The organism is Streptomyces sp. NPDC049627, assembly GCF_044465645.1.
In the GTDB taxonomy this organism is placed as follows: Bacteria; Actinomycetota; Actinomycetes; order Streptomycetales; family Streptomycetaceae; genus Streptomyces.
In genome coordinates this window covers 350,709-365,673 of sequence record NZ_JBITLW010000008.1, presented here as the reverse complement: position 1 = coordinate 365,673, position 14,965 = coordinate 350,709, and the positions used below count along the sequence as shown (strand labels likewise).

At 70.7% G+C, this 14,965-nt stretch carries 12 protein-coding genes; 4 read left to right on the top strand and 8 right to left on the bottom strand.

Annotated elements, in window-relative coordinates:
- Positions 1-4: 4 nt before the first annotated feature.
- Both ACIBU0_RS23735 and ACIBU0_RS23730 read right to left on the bottom strand, forming a co-directional pair.
- Entirely contained in the window at positions 5-1,447 is a 1,443-nt protein-coding gene (locus tag ACIBU0_RS23735; RefSeq protein WP_398821471.1) for an ADP-ribosylglycohydrolase family protein, read from the bottom strand.
- Entirely contained in the window at positions 1,444-2,511 is a 1,068-nt protein-coding gene (locus tag ACIBU0_RS23730; RefSeq protein WP_398821469.1) for an ADP-ribosylglycohydrolase family protein, read from the bottom strand. The genes ACIBU0_RS23735 and ACIBU0_RS23730 overlap by 4 nt, the downstream gene beginning before the upstream one ends.
- 271 nt (positions 2,512-2,782) lie before the next feature.
- Between ACIBU0_RS23730 and ACIBU0_RS23725 the strand changes: the two genes are divergently transcribed.
- From ACIBU0_RS23725 to ACIBU0_RS23715, 3 genes are all read left to right on the top strand, one after another.
- On the top strand, positions 2,783-3,514 hold the full coding sequence (locus ACIBU0_RS23725) for a VIT1/CCC1 transporter family protein (protein ID WP_398821467.1): 732 nt from the start codon (positions 2,783-2,785) through the stop codon (positions 3,512-3,514).
- A gap of 371 nt (positions 3,515-3,885) precedes the next feature.
- A complete protein-coding gene (gene gltB / locus ACIBU0_RS23720) occupies positions 3,886-8,478 on the top strand; it encodes a glutamate synthase large subunit (protein WP_398821465.1) in 4,593 nt (1,530 codons plus the stop codon).
- A complete protein-coding gene (locus tag ACIBU0_RS23715) occupies positions 8,471-9,934 on the top strand; it encodes a glutamate synthase subunit beta (protein WP_398821463.1) in 1,464 nt (487 codons plus the stop codon). Before gltB ends, ACIBU0_RS23715 begins: the two co-directional genes overlap by 8 nt.
- 96 nt (positions 9,935-10,030) lie before the next feature.
- Here the strand turns inward: ACIBU0_RS23715 and ACIBU0_RS23710 are convergent, their stop codons facing one another.
- The 6 genes from ACIBU0_RS23710 to ACIBU0_RS23685 form a co-directional block, all read right to left on the bottom strand.
- Positions 10,031-10,366, bottom strand: coding sequence for a YbaY family lipoprotein (locus ACIBU0_RS23710; RefSeq protein ID WP_398821461.1), 336 nt, complete (start codon positions 10,364-10,366; stop codon positions 10,031-10,033).
- A gap of 14 nt (positions 10,367-10,380) precedes the next feature.
- The gene (locus tag ACIBU0_RS23705) at positions 10,381-10,641 is read right to left on the bottom strand and encodes a hypothetical protein (protein ID WP_398821459.1); all 261 of its coding nucleotides are present in this window, start codon (positions 10,639-10,641) and stop codon (positions 10,381-10,383) included.
- Positions 10,638-10,916 (bottom strand): hypothetical protein, encoded by a 279-nt coding sequence (locus ACIBU0_RS23700; protein ID WP_398821457.1) that lies wholly within the window; start codon positions 10,914-10,916, stop codon positions 10,638-10,640. The genes ACIBU0_RS23705 and ACIBU0_RS23700 overlap by 4 nt, the downstream gene beginning before the upstream one ends.
- A gap of 24 nt (positions 10,917-10,940) precedes the next feature.
- The gene (gene legP / locus ACIBU0_RS23695; protein ID WP_398821455.1) at positions 10,941-12,032 is read right to left on the bottom strand and encodes a Dot/Icm T4SS effector Zinc-dependent metalloprotease LegP; all 1,092 of its coding nucleotides are present in this window, start codon (positions 12,030-12,032) and stop codon (positions 10,941-10,943) included.
- A 116-nt stretch (positions 12,033-12,148) separates the two neighbouring features.
- Positions 12,149-13,060 (bottom strand): chitosanase, encoded by a 912-nt coding sequence (locus ACIBU0_RS23690; RefSeq protein ID WP_398821453.1) that lies wholly within the window; start codon positions 13,058-13,060, stop codon positions 12,149-12,151.
- Positions 13,057-13,995, bottom strand: a complete 939-nt coding sequence (locus ACIBU0_RS23685) for a rhomboid family intramembrane serine protease (RefSeq protein ID WP_398821451.1) — start codon at positions 13,993-13,995, stop codon at positions 13,057-13,059. The genes ACIBU0_RS23690 and ACIBU0_RS23685 overlap by 4 nt, the downstream gene beginning before the upstream one ends.
- A 149-nt stretch (positions 13,996-14,144) precedes the next feature.
- Here ACIBU0_RS23685 and ACIBU0_RS23680 point away from each other — a divergent pair, with 149 nt between their 5' ends.
- The gene (locus tag ACIBU0_RS23680) at positions 14,145-14,867 is read left to right on the top strand and encodes a vWA domain-containing protein (protein ID WP_398821449.1); all 723 of its coding nucleotides are present in this window, start codon (positions 14,145-14,147) and stop codon (positions 14,865-14,867) included.
- Positions 14,868-14,965: the final 98 nt, after the last annotated feature.

Genomic DNA, 14,965 nt, shown 5'->3' with positions numbered 1-14,965 from the left:
CGAATCATCCTCCTGGTCGGGCCGGTTGTGCGGCTTCCAGGAGTTCGGCGAGTTCCACCAGGTCCGTGCCGGTGAGCCGGGGGAGTACGCAGCCCGAGAGGGTGCGGCAGGTGTCGCGCCAGGACGCCGGGATCGACGTACCGCCGCCCAGCGCGCCCGTCAGCGCGCCGGCCAGGGCCGGTGCCGAGTCCGCGACCCGGGAGAGACATGCGGCGGCGGGGACCGCCTCGGCGATACGGCCGTCCGCGGCGACCGCGAGGGCCAGGGCCACCGGGACCGTTTCGGCCGCGGCGATGCCGTAGCTGTAGACGTGGTCGACGATCTGGTGTTCGAGGAGGGGGATCAGGGCGAAGGCGCTGTCGGCGCCGCGTGCGAGCTCCAGTGCGTGGCGGGCGTTGCGGCCGATCTCCGTCTCCTCGGGCAGCTCGGTGAGCGCGGCTCGTACGCAGGCCTCGGTGTCGGCGCCGGTCAGGGCGAGGGCGAGGGCCGCCGCCATCGCCCTCGCGCCGTGGACGCCGTCGCCGTCCTGCGTGTAGCGGGCGTCGAACTCGGCGAGGTCGGCGGCGCCTTTGGGATCGCCGGGGTGGGCGACGGCCAGGACGCAGGCCCGTACGCAGGCCGCGTCGTCGAAGTAGTGCGGGTTGTCGTGGCCGGTGGCGGGTGGGCGCAGGCCGGTGGCGAGGTTGCCGAGGCCGGCGCGGACGGAGATGCGGGCGCGCAGGGGGATGATCGCCGACTCGACCTCGGGGGCGCGGTCCGCCGCGGCGGCGACTTCGTCGGCGACGGCGGTCCAGGTCAGGTCGATCGCGGCTCGGGTGCGGCGTTCTCGGCTCAGGTCGCCGAGGGCGGAGTCGTCTCCGGCGCGGAGTACGGCCTCTGCGGCGAAGGCCGCCCATTCGGCGTCGTCGGAGGGGCCCAGGCGGAGGGGTTCGGGGGGCTGGTTCAGGGCGATGGGGACGGGGAGGGTGGTGGTCGCGTTGTGTTCGGCGAAGGTGTCGAGTTCGCGGGTGAGGCGGCGGGTCCAGTCGGGCATGCGGGCGGCTCGGTGGCGGGCGGCGGGCCAGCCGGCGGCGTCGCCTGCGGCCAGGCCGAGCAGGAGGCCGAGGACTCGTTGACCGGCCTCGGCTTCGCGGGGCGCCTGCGGCAGGGGTGCGGCGTCAACGGCCTCGGCTTCGCCATCGGCCCGGTCGTTCCCACCCGCACCACCCGTGCGACTTCCGTCGTCGGGTGCGGGTGGCCCCAGTGGGGCGTTCTCGCCGTTGGCGGGTGCGGGTTGGTTGTCGGGGGTGGGTGCGGTGTCTTCGCCGTTGGGGGGTGTGGATGGCCCTTGTGGGGGTTCCTCGCCGTCGGCGGCCCCGGGTGCGGTCGGCTGGGTGAGGGGCAGGGGATCGGCGTCCGGCGGTGCCGCAGTCGGCGTGCCCTCGTCCCACGGGGTGGGCGGTCTCATCGGCGTACCCCCTCGCGCGGCGCCGGGGCCTCACCCGGTACGAATCTCCCGACCCCCCACTTCCCGCCCTCCCCCGGCACCAGCAACTCCGCCACGTCCAGCACGTGATGGCCGGCCATCGACGGCAGGCAGCTCCCCCGCGCCGGGGCGATCGCCGCCGCCCACTCCGTCGGGATCGCCGACTCTCCCTGTGTCGCGCCGGCCAGGGCGCCCGCCACGGCCGCCGTCGTGTCGGCGTCGCGGCCCATGTTGACGGCCGTCAGCACTGCCTGGACGAAGTCGCCGTCCGCTGCCGCGTAGGCGCCGAAGGCCAGGGCGACCGCCTCGGGGGCCAGGTCGGTCCAGGGGTAGCCGCCGACGACGACCGCCGAGCGGACGGCGCGCTCGCCCCGGTGGGCCACCGCCACGGCGCGCCTCAGCGAGCGGGCCGTCCAGGAGTCCTCGGGGACGACGGCCAGTGCCGAGGCCACCACCGCGATCGTCGGCGCCCCCGCCATCGCCGCCGCCACGCCCGCCGCCACCGCCTGGCCGCCGTAGATGCCCTCGCCCTCGTGGCTGACCGAGCCGTCGATGGCCACCAGACGGGCCGCCTCCGCCGGGCGGCCCGCCGCGAAGACGCCGAAGGGGGCCGCCCGCATGGCGAGGCCGTCGCTCCAGGCGTGGCGGTGCTGGGCCGAGATGGGGGCCGCGAGGCCGCGGCGGAGGTTCTCCAGCGTGCCGCGCTCGCTGAAGCCGGCGCCCCGGAACGGGCCCTCGTCGCGGTCCGCGATCCACTCGTGCCAGGCCGCCTCGACATGGGCCGGGGTGAGGGCCGAGCCGTGCCGGGCGAGCAGCAGGGCGGAGAAGATCGCGTACTCGGTGTCGTCCGTACCGGCCGGCTTCTCGGCGACGTAGCCGGTGATACGGCCCCAGCGGGCGCGGATCTCGGAGGGCTTCATGTTCTCCGCGGGCGCCCCCAGGGCGTCCCCGACGGCGAGGCCGAGCAGCGCTCCGCGTGCCCGTTCGCGGAGTTCGGCGGCCTGCCCGGGCGGTGGGGCCGAGGGAGTGCAGGCGATCGATGCCATACGCGGCCTCTTCCTCCGGGGGTTCCAGCGAGAGCGCGGAACCCTTTGCGGATGTGTCCCACGAGAGGGGTTCAGGGGTGCGTGGCGGGCGTCAGTGTCACCCGGTCGACATATGTGCACCACCACTCACGGATGAGCAAAGAAGGTAAAGCTGCAGGTTAGCCCAGCCTTTCCTTGCTGGCGGAAGGGGAATGGGGGGCGTAGATTGCGTGTTGTCGAAGAGTAGAACTCGTCCAAACTTAGCTTTGGCTTAGCTTCCTGGGGGACCCGAATGGCCATCATCGAGACCGAGGCGGCGCTGCATGTGGCGCACCGCGACAACCACACGCACCGGGATGTGAACGGCGGCTGGCTGCGCCCCGCCGTGTTCGGGGCGATGGACGGCCTGGTCTCCAACCTCGCCCTGATGACCGGTGTCGCGGGCGGGGCGGTGAGTCATCAGACCATCGTGCTGAGCGGACTCGCCGGGCTGGCCGCCGGCGCCTTCTCCATGGCCGCCGGTGAGTACACCTCCGTGGCCTCGCAGCGCGAACTCGTCGAGGCCGAGCTGGACGTCGAGCGGCGGGAGCTGAGAAAGCACCCGGAGGACGAGGAGGCCGAGCTGGCGGCGCTCTACGAGGCCCGGGGTGTCGAGCCGGCCCTCGCCCGGGCCGTGGCCGCGCAGCTCTCCCGCGATCCCGAGCTGGCCCTGGAGATCCACGCCCGCGAGGAGCTCGGCATCGACCCCGGCGATCTGCCGTCGCCGCTGGTCGCGGCCGTGTCGTCGTTCGGTTCGTTCGCGCTGGGCGCCCTGCTGCCCGTACTGCCGTATCTGCTCGGTGCGACCGCGCTGTGGCCGGCCGTGCTGGTCGCGCTGGCCGGGCTGTTCCTGTGCGGTGCCATCGTGGCCAAGGTGACGGCGCGGACTTGGTGGTTCAGCGGCTTGCGGCAGCTCGCGCTCGGTGGTGCCGCGGCCGGTGTGACGTACGCCCTGGGCAGCTTCTTCGGGACGGCCGTAGGATAGTTCGGCTGGCACTTATGCGATGGGCCGCATAAGTAGCCGTTACTCGCTGGTTTCGAATGCTTAACCACCGGGCATGAGCCGTAAGCGCTGTGGGCAATGACGCCTGCGGCGCACTCGCGGGGTGGGCGACGGCGCCCCCTCCGCCCCTTGGATCGACGGACATCGACCTGTCCCGCTCGGTCCCCACATACTTCAAGCCATGTGCGCGGTACCCCCGCCGCAAGCCGTGGCGTCCGCATGCTGGAACGGACTATCCCGATTCCCGAGAACCGCTCCATCATGTAACCTGCACGAAATTTTGCGATCACGCAGAGGGCCAACGTCGTCCCTCGGCACTTGCATATGCCAGATAGACGACGACGGGAGAGCCGATGCGTACGCCGCGCCAGCCGTCCCAGCACTCCGCGAATGGCCAGAACTGGTCGTTCATGGATGCTCGCCCTGCTGCGCAGGGTATGTACGACCCCCGCAACGAGCGCGACGCCTGTGGCGTCGGCTTCGTGGCCACCCTCACCGGCGAGGCGAGCCACGCGCTGGTCGAGCAGGCGCTGACCGTTCTGCGCAACCTCGAACACCGCGGCGCCACCGGCTCCGAGCCCGACTCGGGTGACGGCGCGGGCATCCTTTCCCAGGTGCCGGACGCCTTCTTCCGTGAGGTGGCCGGATTCGAGCTGCCCCAGGCCGGTGCCTACGCCGTCGGTATCGCCTTCCTGCCGGAGGACGGGACGGCCGAGGCCGTCTCGCAGATCGAGACGATCGCCGGCGAGGAGGGCCTGACGGTCCTCGGCTGGCGCGAGGTGCCGGTCGCGCCCGAGCTGCTCGGTGCCACCGCCCGCTCGACGATGCCGGCCTTCCGGCAGATCTTCGTCAGCGACGGCCAGTCGGAGGGCATCGCCCTCGACCGCCGCGCCTTTGTGCTGCGCAAGCGCGCCGAGCGCGAGGCCGGTGTCTACTTCCCGTCGCTGTCGGCCCGCACGATCGTCTACAAGGGCATGCTGACCACCGGCCAGCTGGAGCCCTTCTTCCCGGACCTGTCCGACCGCCGCTTCGCCTCCGCGATCGCGCTCGTGCACTCCCGGTTCTCCACGAACACCTTCCCGTCGTGGCCCCTCGCCCACCCGTACCGCTTCGTCGCGCACAACGGTGAGATCAACACCGTCAAGGGCAACCGCAACTGGATGCGCGCCCGCGAGTCGCAGCTGGTCTCCGACCTGTTCGGCGAGAAGGAGCTGGAGCGCATCTTCCCGGTGTGCACGCCGGACGCCTCCGACTCCGCCTCCTTCGACGAGGTGCTGGAGCTCCTGCACCTGGGCGGCCGTTCGCTGCCGCACTCCGTGCTGATGATGATCCCGGAGGCGTGGGAGAACCACGACTCCATGGACCCGGCCCGGCGCGCCTTCTACCAGTACCACTCCACGATGATGGAGCCCTGGGACGGCCCGGCCTGTGTCACCTTCACCGACGGCACCCAGGTCGGCGCGGTCCTCGACCGCAACGGTCTGCGCCCCGGCCGCTACTGGGTCACCGACGAAGGCCTCGTCGTCCTCGGCTCCGAGGTCGGCGTCCTCGACATCGACCCGGCCAAGGTCGTCCGCAAGGGCCGCCTGCAGCCCGGCCGGATGTTCCTCGTCGACACCGCCGAGCACCGCATCATCGAGGACGACGAGATCAAGGCGGAGCTCGCCGCCGAGGCCCCCTACGCGGAGTGGCTGGAGGCCGGCGAGATCGAGCTGTCGGACCTGCCCGAGCGCGAGCACATCGTGCACACCCACGCCTCGGTCACCCGGCGCCAGCAGACCTTCGGTTACACCGAGGAGGAGCTGCGCGTCATCCTCGCGCCGATGGCCAAGTCGGCCGCCGAGCCGATCGGTTCGATGGGCACCGACTCGCCGATCGCCGCGCTGAGCGAGCGCCCGCGTCTGCTCTTCGACTACTTCACCCAGCTGTTCGCGCAGGTCACCAACCCGCCGCTGGACGCCATCCGCGAGGAGCTCGTCACCAGCCTGCGCTCCTCGCTGGGCCCGCAGGGCAACCTGCTCGACCCGACGGCCGCCTCCTGCCGCTCGGTCACCCTGCCCTTCCCGGTGATCGACAACGACGAGCTGGCCAAGCTCATCCACATCAACGCCGACGGCGACATGCCCGGCTTCAAGGCCGCGACCCTGTCCGGTCTGTACCGGGTGCACGGCGGCGGTGACGCCCTCGCCGCGCGCATAGAGGAGATCTGCGCCGAGGCCGACGCGGCCATCGAGAACGGCGCCCGTCTGATCGTCCTGTCGGACCGCCACTCCGACGCCGAGCACGCGCCGATCCCGTCGCTGCTGCTCACCGCGGCCGTCCACCACCACCTCATCCGCACCAAGCAGCGCACCCACGTGGGCCTGCTGGTCGAGGCCGGTGACGTCCGCGAGGTCCACCACGTCGCCCTGCTCATCGGCTACGGCGCCGCCGCCGTCAACCCGTACCTGGCGATGGAGTCCGTCGAGGACCTGCTGCGCGCGGGCACCTTCCTGGGCGGCCTGGAGCCCGAGCAGGCCATCAAGAACCTGATCTACGCCCTCGGCAAGGGCGTGCTGAAGGTCATGTCCAAGATGGGCATCTCGACCGTCGCCTCCTACCGCGGCGCCCAGGTCTTCGAGGCCGTCGGTCTCGACGAGGCCTTCGTCGAGAAGTACTTCAACGGCACGGCCACCAAGATCGGCGGCGTCGGCATCGACGTCATCGCCAAGGAGGTCGCCGCCCGCCACGCCAAGGCCTACCCGGCCTCCGGCATCGCTCCCGCGCACCGCGCGCTGGAGATCGGCGGCGAGTACCAGTGGCGCCGCGAGGGCGAGCCGCACCTGTTCGACCCGGAGACGGTCTTCCGCCTCCAGCACTCCACGCGCACCGGTCGCTACGACGTCTTCAAGAAGTACACCGAGCGCGTGAACGAGCAGTCCGAGCGCCTGATGACGCTGCGCGGCCTGTTCGGCTTCAAGTCCGACCGGCAGCCGATCTCCATCGACGAGGTCGAGCCGGCCAGCGAGATCGTCAAGCGCTTCTCCACGGGCGCCATGTCGTACGGCTCCATCTCCAAGGAGGCGCACGAGACCCTCGCCATCGCCATGAACCAGCTGGGCGGCAAGTCCAACACCGGTGAGGGCGGCGAGGACCCGGAGCGCCTGTACGACCCGGCGCGCCGGTCGTCCATCAAGCAGGTCGCCTCCGGCCGCTTCGGTGTGACCTCCGAGTACCTGGTCAACGCGGACGACATCCAGATCAAGATGGCCCAGGGCGCCAAGCCCGGCGAGGGCGGCCAGCTGCCCGGCCACAAGGTCTACCCGTGGGTCGCCAAGACCCGTCACTCGACGCCGGGTGTCGGTCTGATCTCGCCGCCGCCGCACCACGACATCTACTCCATCGAGGACCTGGCCCAGCTGATCCACGACCTGAAGAACGCGAACCCGCAGGCGCGGATTCACGTCAAGCTGGTCTCGGAGGTCGGCGTCGGCACGGTCGCGGCGGGTGTGTCCAAGGCGCACGCGGACGTGGTGCTCATCTCCGGCCACGACGGCGGCACGGGTGCCTCCCCGCTCACCTCGCTGAAGCACGCGGGCGGTCCCTGGGAGCTCGGTCTCGCCGAGACCCAGCAGACCCTGCTGCTCAACGGCCTGCGCGACCGCATCGTCGTGCAGACCGACGGCCAGCTGAAGACCGGCCGTGACGTCGTCATCGCCGCGCTGCTCGGTGCCGAGGAGTTCGGTTTCGCGACCGCGCCGCTCGTCGTCTCCGGCTGCGTCATGATGCGCGTCTGCCACCTGGACACCTGCCCGGTCGGCATCGCCACCCAGAACCCGGTCCTGCGCGACCGCTTCTCCGGCAAGGCCGAGTACGTCGTCAACTTCTTCCAGTACATCGCCGAAGAGGTCCGCGAGATCCTCGCCGAGCTGGGCTTCCGCTCCATCGAGGAGGCCGTCGGCCACGCCGAGGCGCTCGACGTGACCCGCGCGGTGGACCACTGGAAGGCGCAGGGCCTGGACCTGGCCCCGCTGTTCCACGTGCCCGAGCTGCCCGAGGGCGCGGTGCGCCACCAGCTGATCACCCAGGACCACGGCCTGGAGAAGGCGCTCGACAACGAGCTGATCAAGCTCGCCGCCGACGCCCTGGCCGCGGACTCCGCGACCGACGCCCAGCCGGTGCGCGCCCAGGTCTCGATCCGCAACATCAACCGCACGGTCGGCACCATGCTCGGCCACGAGGTGACGAAGAAGTTCGGCGGTGCCGGTCTGCCCGACGACACCATCGACATCACCTTCACCGGCTCCGCCGGCCAGTCCTTCGGCGCCTTCCTGCCGCGCGGTGTCACGCTGCGCCTGGAGGGCGACGCCAACGACTACGTCGGCAAGGGCCTCTCCGGTGGCCGCGTCATCGTCCGCCCGGACCGGGGCGCCGACCACCTCGCCGAGTACTCGACGATCGCGGGCAACACCATCGCGTACGGCGCGACCGGCGGCGAGCTGTACCTGCGCGGCCGTACGGGCGAGCGGTTCTGTGTCCGCAACTCCGGTGCGCTGGTCGTCTCCGAGGGCGTGGGCGACCACGGCTGCGAGTACATGACCGGCGGTCACGCGGTGGTCCTCGGCGAGACGGGCCGTAACTTCGCGGCCGGTATGTCGGGCGGCATCGCCTACGTGATCGACCTGAACGTCGACAACGTCAACGTCGGCAATGTCAGCGCCATCGAGGCCCTCGACGACACCGACAAGCAGTGGCTGCACGATGTCGTGCGCCGGCACCAGGAGGAGACCGGCTCCACGGTCGCCGAGAAGCTGCTGGCCGAGTGGGACACCGCGGTCGAGCGCTTCAGCAAGATCATCCCCAGCACGTACAAGGCAGTGCTCGCCGCCAAGGACGCCGCCGAGCAGGCGGGACTCTCCGAGTCCGAGATCACCGAGAAGATGATGGAGGCGGCGATCAATGGCTGACCCGAAGGGCTTTCTGAACCACGGCCGTGAGGTCGCCAAGTCCCGCCCGGTCGAGGAGCGCCTGAAGGACTGGAACGAGGTCTACGTTCCCGGCTCCCTGCTGCCGATCATCAGCAAGCAGGCCAGCCGGTGCATGGACTGCGGCATCCCGTTCTGCCACAACGGCTGTCCGCTGGGGAACCTGATCCCCGAGTGGAACGACTACGCCTACCGCGAGGACTGGGCGGCCGCCTCCGAGCGCCTGCACGCGACCAACAACTTCCCGGAGTTCACCGGTCGCCTCTGCCCCGCTCCTTGCGAGTCGGCGTGTGTGCTCGGCATCAACCAGCCGGCCGTCACCATCAAGAACGTCGAGGTCTCGATCATCGACAAGGCGTGGGACAGCGGTGACGTCGCGCCGCAGGCCCCCGAGCGCCTGTCCGGCAAGACCGTCGCGGTCGTCGGCTCGGGCCCCGCGGGCCTGGCCGCCGCCCAGCAGCTGACCCGGGCCGGCCACACCGTCGCCGTCTACGAGCGCGCGGACCGCATCGGAGGCCTTCTCCGGTACGGCATCCCCGAGTTCAAGATGGAGAAGCGGCACATCAACCGCCGTATCGAGCAGATGCGCGCGGAGGGCACCCGCTTCCGCACCGGCATCGAGATCGGCCGCGACCTCAAGGCGACCGACCTGAAGAAGCGGTACGACGCGGTCGTCCTGGCCGTCGGTGCCACGACCGCGCGCGACCTTCCGGTCCCCGGCCGTGAGCTCAAGGGCATCCACCAGGCCATGGAGTACCTGCCGCTGGCCAACAAGGTCCAGGAGGGCGACTTCGTGGCGCCCCCCATCTCGGCCGAGGGCAAGCACGTCGTCGTCATCGGCGGTGGCGACACCGGCGCCGACTGCGTGGGCACCGCCCACCGCCAGGGCGCGGCCTCGGTGACGCAGCTGGAGATCATGCCCCGCCCGAACGACGAGCGGAACCCGGTCGCCCAGCCGTGGCCGACCTTCCCGATGCTGTACAAGGTCACGTCCGCGCACGAGGAGGGCGGCGAGCGGGTCTACTCCGTCTCCACCACCCACTTCGAGGGCGACGAGGACGGCAACGTCCAGTGGCTGCACCTCACCGAGGTCGAGTTCATCGACGGCAAGCTGACCCCGAAGCCGGGCACGGAGCGCAAGATCCCCGCCCAGCTGGTCACCCTCGCCATGGGCTTCACCGGCACCGACCGCGAGAACGGCCTGGTCGAGCAGTTCGGCCTGGACCTCGACGAGCGCGGCAACATCGCCCGCGACGCCGACTTCCAGACCAACGTGCCCGGCGTGTTCGTCGCCGGTGACGCCGGCCGCGGCCAGTCGCTCATCGTGTGGGCGATCGCGGAGGGCCGCTCGGCCGCCCGCGGCGCCGACCGCTTCCTGACCGGGGCGAGCGACCTGCCGGCCCCGATCCGGCCGACCGACCGCGCGCTGATGGCCTGACGGTCACTCAAGAACGTCCCGTACAAAGGCGTACGGAACACTGACGGCGCCTGCCCACAGTCCCCGACCGGACAATGGGCAGGCGCCGTCGCCTTCTCAGACGGCTCGCAGCCGCACGGTCACCGGAGCCGGTTCCTCCGGCACCGGCAGCGACTCCACGGTCAGGGCGTCCCCGCTCTCCACCACTCCGCTGCCGGACCGGTCGAGGTGGGCGTCGACCACGACCCGTTGCCCTGGCCCCCAGCGTGCCGCCAACTCGAAGGGCACGCTGACCGTGTCCTGTCCGTCGTACGAGACGTCCTGGACCGTGCCCGCGAGTTCCCGCGAGGGAGCGTCGGCCACTGTCACATCGAGCACCCGCACCCGCAGCAGCGCCTGTTCGAAGGCGCCGAGGTCGGGGGTGAGGAGCACCCGCCCGGAGACAGTGGCCATGTCACGCCCGTTTGCTAGGAGTTGAGCACGGCGTACCGCGCCTCGATGTCGACCGGCCCGCCCGTGAGGTTGCGGATCTCGATGAAGTACTTGATCAGGTTGCTCGCCTGACGGTCCACCTGGACCTTCCACTCCACCTGGGCGATGCCGTCCACCATGGGCCACGTCGGGACGACCGTCCAGTCGACCCGCCAGGCCTCCGGCCAGCTGTGGGTGAACCACCGGCGGCTGGTGTTCGCCGGTACCTGTCCGCGGAACTGCACTCCCAGAATCACGATTCCTCCCCCTTCGGAGCCTCGGGTGCGACCCCGCCGTCCTGCAGACTCTCCGCGGCCGGGACGCCCGCGACGCCCCCGCCGTTCTGTGCGGCGCCCAGCGGCGCGTACCCGGCGCCGGCGAACTCGGGCCCGCCGATGCCGCTGCCGGTCCCGGTGACGACCGTTCCCGCCGGCGCGCCCGGCGCCCCGCTCAGGCTCGGTGCCGGACCGGCGTCCACCGCGTCGGCCCACCCTGCCGGCACGGACTCGCCCGGCATTCCCATCGATTGCATGGTTCCCCCTGTTTCCCGGACCCGTCAGGTCGCGTTGGCGCCCCAGCCCAGCACGTCGTAGCGGGCCTGGATGTCGACCGGAGAGCCGGTCAGATTGCGGATGTTGAGGAAGTACTTGAGCAGTCCACCCGACTGCCGGGTCACCTGGACCCATGACTCGATCTGCGCGTCCCCGTCCACCACGGGCGCGGTCGGCACGACCGTCCAGTGGACGTACCAGTGCGCCGGCCAGCTGTGCGTGAACCAGCGCCCGATCTGCCCGGCCGCGACCCGTCCGGTGAACTGCACACCGGAGAAGCGTGCCGGCGACTCCAGGTTCGCGTACATCGTGCGTACGGCGAGACAGTCGCCGGGGCTGAGCCCCACCCGCTGGCCGATCTCGACGTTCTGCCGGGGCACGATGGTGTCCTGGCCGTTGTTGGAGAACGCCCAGCGCGGATAGTGCATGATCGAGTGGTAGTCGTACGCGCCGACGTCGTCGCCGTCGGTGATGTGCTGGTTGAAGTTGTGGGCCATGCCCTGCTGGATGTTGGCCCAGTTGATGGTGACGAACTGGTCCCGGTCCTCCCGGCTCTGCTCGTGCCAGAGCCCGACGGCGTGCCCGATCTCATGGATGGCGGCGCCGAGTTCGCAGCCCTGGCCCAGCGTGATCTGCTGGACGTTGCCCCGCCGGCCCACGGCCGAACTGCAGCCGCCGCCGGGGACGAACCGGATGAAGTCCGGGAACTGAGCCTGGTTCTGGGCTGTGCGCTGCACGAAGCGGATGCGGGTGTTGCGCTGCCAGTGGTCGATGGCGCCGGTGACGCGGGCCTGGTCGGGCAGGGTGGGGTCGATCTCGTAGGGCACGAGGCCGTTCACCCAGCGGAACTGCTGGCCGGGGATGATGACCCCGTTCTCCTCGAGCGCCACCGCGTGCTCGGCGGAGACCTGCTTGGACTCGATGAGGTCGAGGATGATGTCTCCCTCGAACACGGGCTGTCCGTCGACCTCGGTGTACTGCACCGCCTTCGGCCCCTTGCCCGCCAGCTGGACGAGGCCCGCCTGCACCTCCGGTCCGACTTGGTAGGGCCCGAACCCCGAACCGGCGGCGGCCGGTTCGGCCGTATCGGTTGCCATGGCGTCCCCCTTGATTGACGTTGTTCCCCCTTGGGGTGATTAACGTCGATGAGGCGCGATGTTTCGTCAATGGAGGGCGGAGGCGGCTTTTGTCTCGTACGTCTGACTCAGGGCGACTAGGGCACCTTGTACGTCTCCCCGTACACCTGCCACACCAGGGGAGTGGCGAGCTTGAGGTTGCCGTCGTAGAGGAAACGGCGCTGGGCGGTGTCGATGCGTGTGGTGTCGATGTCCTTCTTCTTCTCCCGCATCGCCTTCTTGCGGACGTCGAGGAAGACGTCCAGGTACGCCTTCTCCGAGCCGCCCTCGGACGGGGAGTTCGCCTCGCGCAGGGCGCGTTCGCGCAGGCCGTAGAAGCTGGTGGCGTTGGTGCCCGGGCCGTGGAAGACCATCGCGTCGTAGTAGACGAACTGGCCCAGTGTGCCCAGTCCGTCGAGCTTGGCGAGCCGGACCGCGGGGTTGAAGTACACGCGGTCGCGTTCGGTGTCCTGCGCCGCGCGGAATGCGGCGACCTTCGCCTCGGCCTTCCAGGCGGCGGTGAATCCGGGGTCGAGGCCCTCGTGGGAGTCGGTGCCGTCGATCTTGCGCAGCGCGGGGAGGTACTTGGCGAGACCGTTGTCCGGGTGGGCCTTGGTGTAGTTCTCGACCAGGGTGAGCATGTCGTGGGTGCCGGAGCAGAAGCCGATGATGCCGGCCGTGTAGCCCTGGCCGTCGCCGATGTCCTCGATGTAGCCGTAGGCGCCGCGCCAGTTCAGGGTCGAGTTCTCGGCGCTGGCCACGATCTGCTGGGCCAGCTCCTTGGCGGCCGGCGCGGAGAGCCCCGGCGGCAGGCTCGCGATCAGCTTGTCGTCCTCGGCGCGCTCCTGCTCGGCCCGGCTCTTGGCGTCCTGGCGGGCCTGCTGTTCGGCGGAGACGGGTGGCTTCGCCGGGCTGTCGGCGGAGTCCGTGGGAGCGAGGAAGTAGGCCGCCGCCGTGATGACGACGGGGACGGCCGCGAAGAGCAGGATGCCGGTACGTCTACGTCTCACTGGCCCATCCCCGCGCCGGTCAGTTCCGAGACTTTGGCGAACGCGACCATCGCCAGCACCAGCAGCACGCCCACGCAGGCGGCCGCCTGGACCAGGGCCTGGCGCGGGCCGCGCGGGACGTATGCGTAGGCGAGCGTCACCGCGGCTCCCGTCAGCAGGCCGCCGAGGTGGCCCTGCCAGGACGTGAGGCCGGCGGAGAGCAACAGCCACAGAAGCAGGAACGCCATGAAGCGGTTGACGGAGCGCATGTCGGCGCCGACCCGGCGGGCCAGGACGTAGTAGGCGGCGCCGAGACCGAAGATCGCGCCCGACGCGCCGACCGTTTCCGTGTGCGGGTCGGTGAGCAGCAGTATGAGCACCGAGCCGCCCAGCATCGACAGCAGGTAGAGCGCGAGGTACCGGGCCCGGCCCAGCATGGGCTCCACGACCCGGCCGAGCTGCCACAGCGAGAGCATGTTCATCACGATGTGCAGCAGCCCGAACGTGCCCTCGGTCGGCGGCGAGTGGAGGAAGCCGCTGGTCAGCAGCCGGTCCCACTGCCCGGCGACGACGCCCTCGGCGTGGAAGTCCGACGGGTACCCCGCCGCGTAGACGTAGTAGGCGCCGTCCGGCCCGACCAGCCGGGCGCCCAGCATGGCGAACCGGTCCAGGATCTCCGGACGCACCACCTCGGCCACGTAGGCGAGGATGTTGAGCCCGATGAGCACGGAGGTCACGAGCGGCGTCGCCGAGATCCGGCCCCCGACGACCGTACGGGCCTGCCGCACCGACCGCGCGCCCTCCTTCACGCACTCCACGCACTGGTGGCCGACGGCCGCCTCCCGCATGCAGTCCGGGCAGATGTACCGGTCGCAGCGGGTGCAGCGGACGTGGGACTCCACCTTGGGATGGCGATAGCAGGTGGTGACGGTGGACTCGGTGGACTCGGGTTCCACGGCAGCCGGCTCCTCGAAGGGGACTGGACGGACGGTGAGCCGGTGGGGACGGCGGCGAACAAAATAGCGAACACGGGTGGACGGAGGGACAGGCGGGGCCAATGGTGCCGTAATCTCGGCGACCAGCAGAAGCACGAGGGGGACACCATATGGCCGCGATCAGTCTCAGCAAGGTCGAGGAGACCGCGCCCGCGCTGGTCAGCCTGTACAAGAGCGCCGGGGTCTCGCTTCACCGGCACGGGCTGGACGGGGTGCGGGCCGCGGTCTATCTGGTGGTCGACTACTCCGGTTCGATGAAGCCGTACTACAAGGACGGCAGCGTGCAGGCGCTCGCCGACCGGGTGCTCGGGCTGTCGGCGCACCTCGACGACGACGGCACCGTGCCGGTGGTGTTCTTCTCCACCGACGTCGACGCCGAGACCGAGATCGCGCTGGCGGACCACCAGGGGCGGATCGAGCGGATCGTGGCCGGACTCGGTCACATGGGCAAGACCAGCTACCACCTGGCGATGGACGCCGTCATCGACCACTACCTGGACAGCGGGTCGCGGGATCCCGCCCTGGTGGTCTTCCAGACCGACGGCGGGCCGATCAACAAGCTCGCCGCGGAACGATACCTGTGCAAGGCCGCACGGCTGCCGCTGTTCTGGCAGTTCATCGGGTTCGGGGATCCGACGAGCAGGCAGTTCGACTACCTGCGCAAGCTCGACGAGCTGTCCGTGCCGGACAAGCGGGTCGTCGACAACGCCGGGTTCTTCCACGCCGGTGCGGAGCCGCGGAAGGTGTCCGACGCCGAGTTGTACGACCGCCTGGTCGGCGAGTTCCCGAAGTGGCTGGTGGCGGCTCGGGCGCAGGGAATCGTGCGGGGTTAGCGGCTCAGCCACGCTCGCGGCAGTCGCTCACCCGGTCGCCCGCACCGTTGGCTCGGCCCGTACGGCCATGTCACCCTGTGGTTGATCCGACGGGGAGG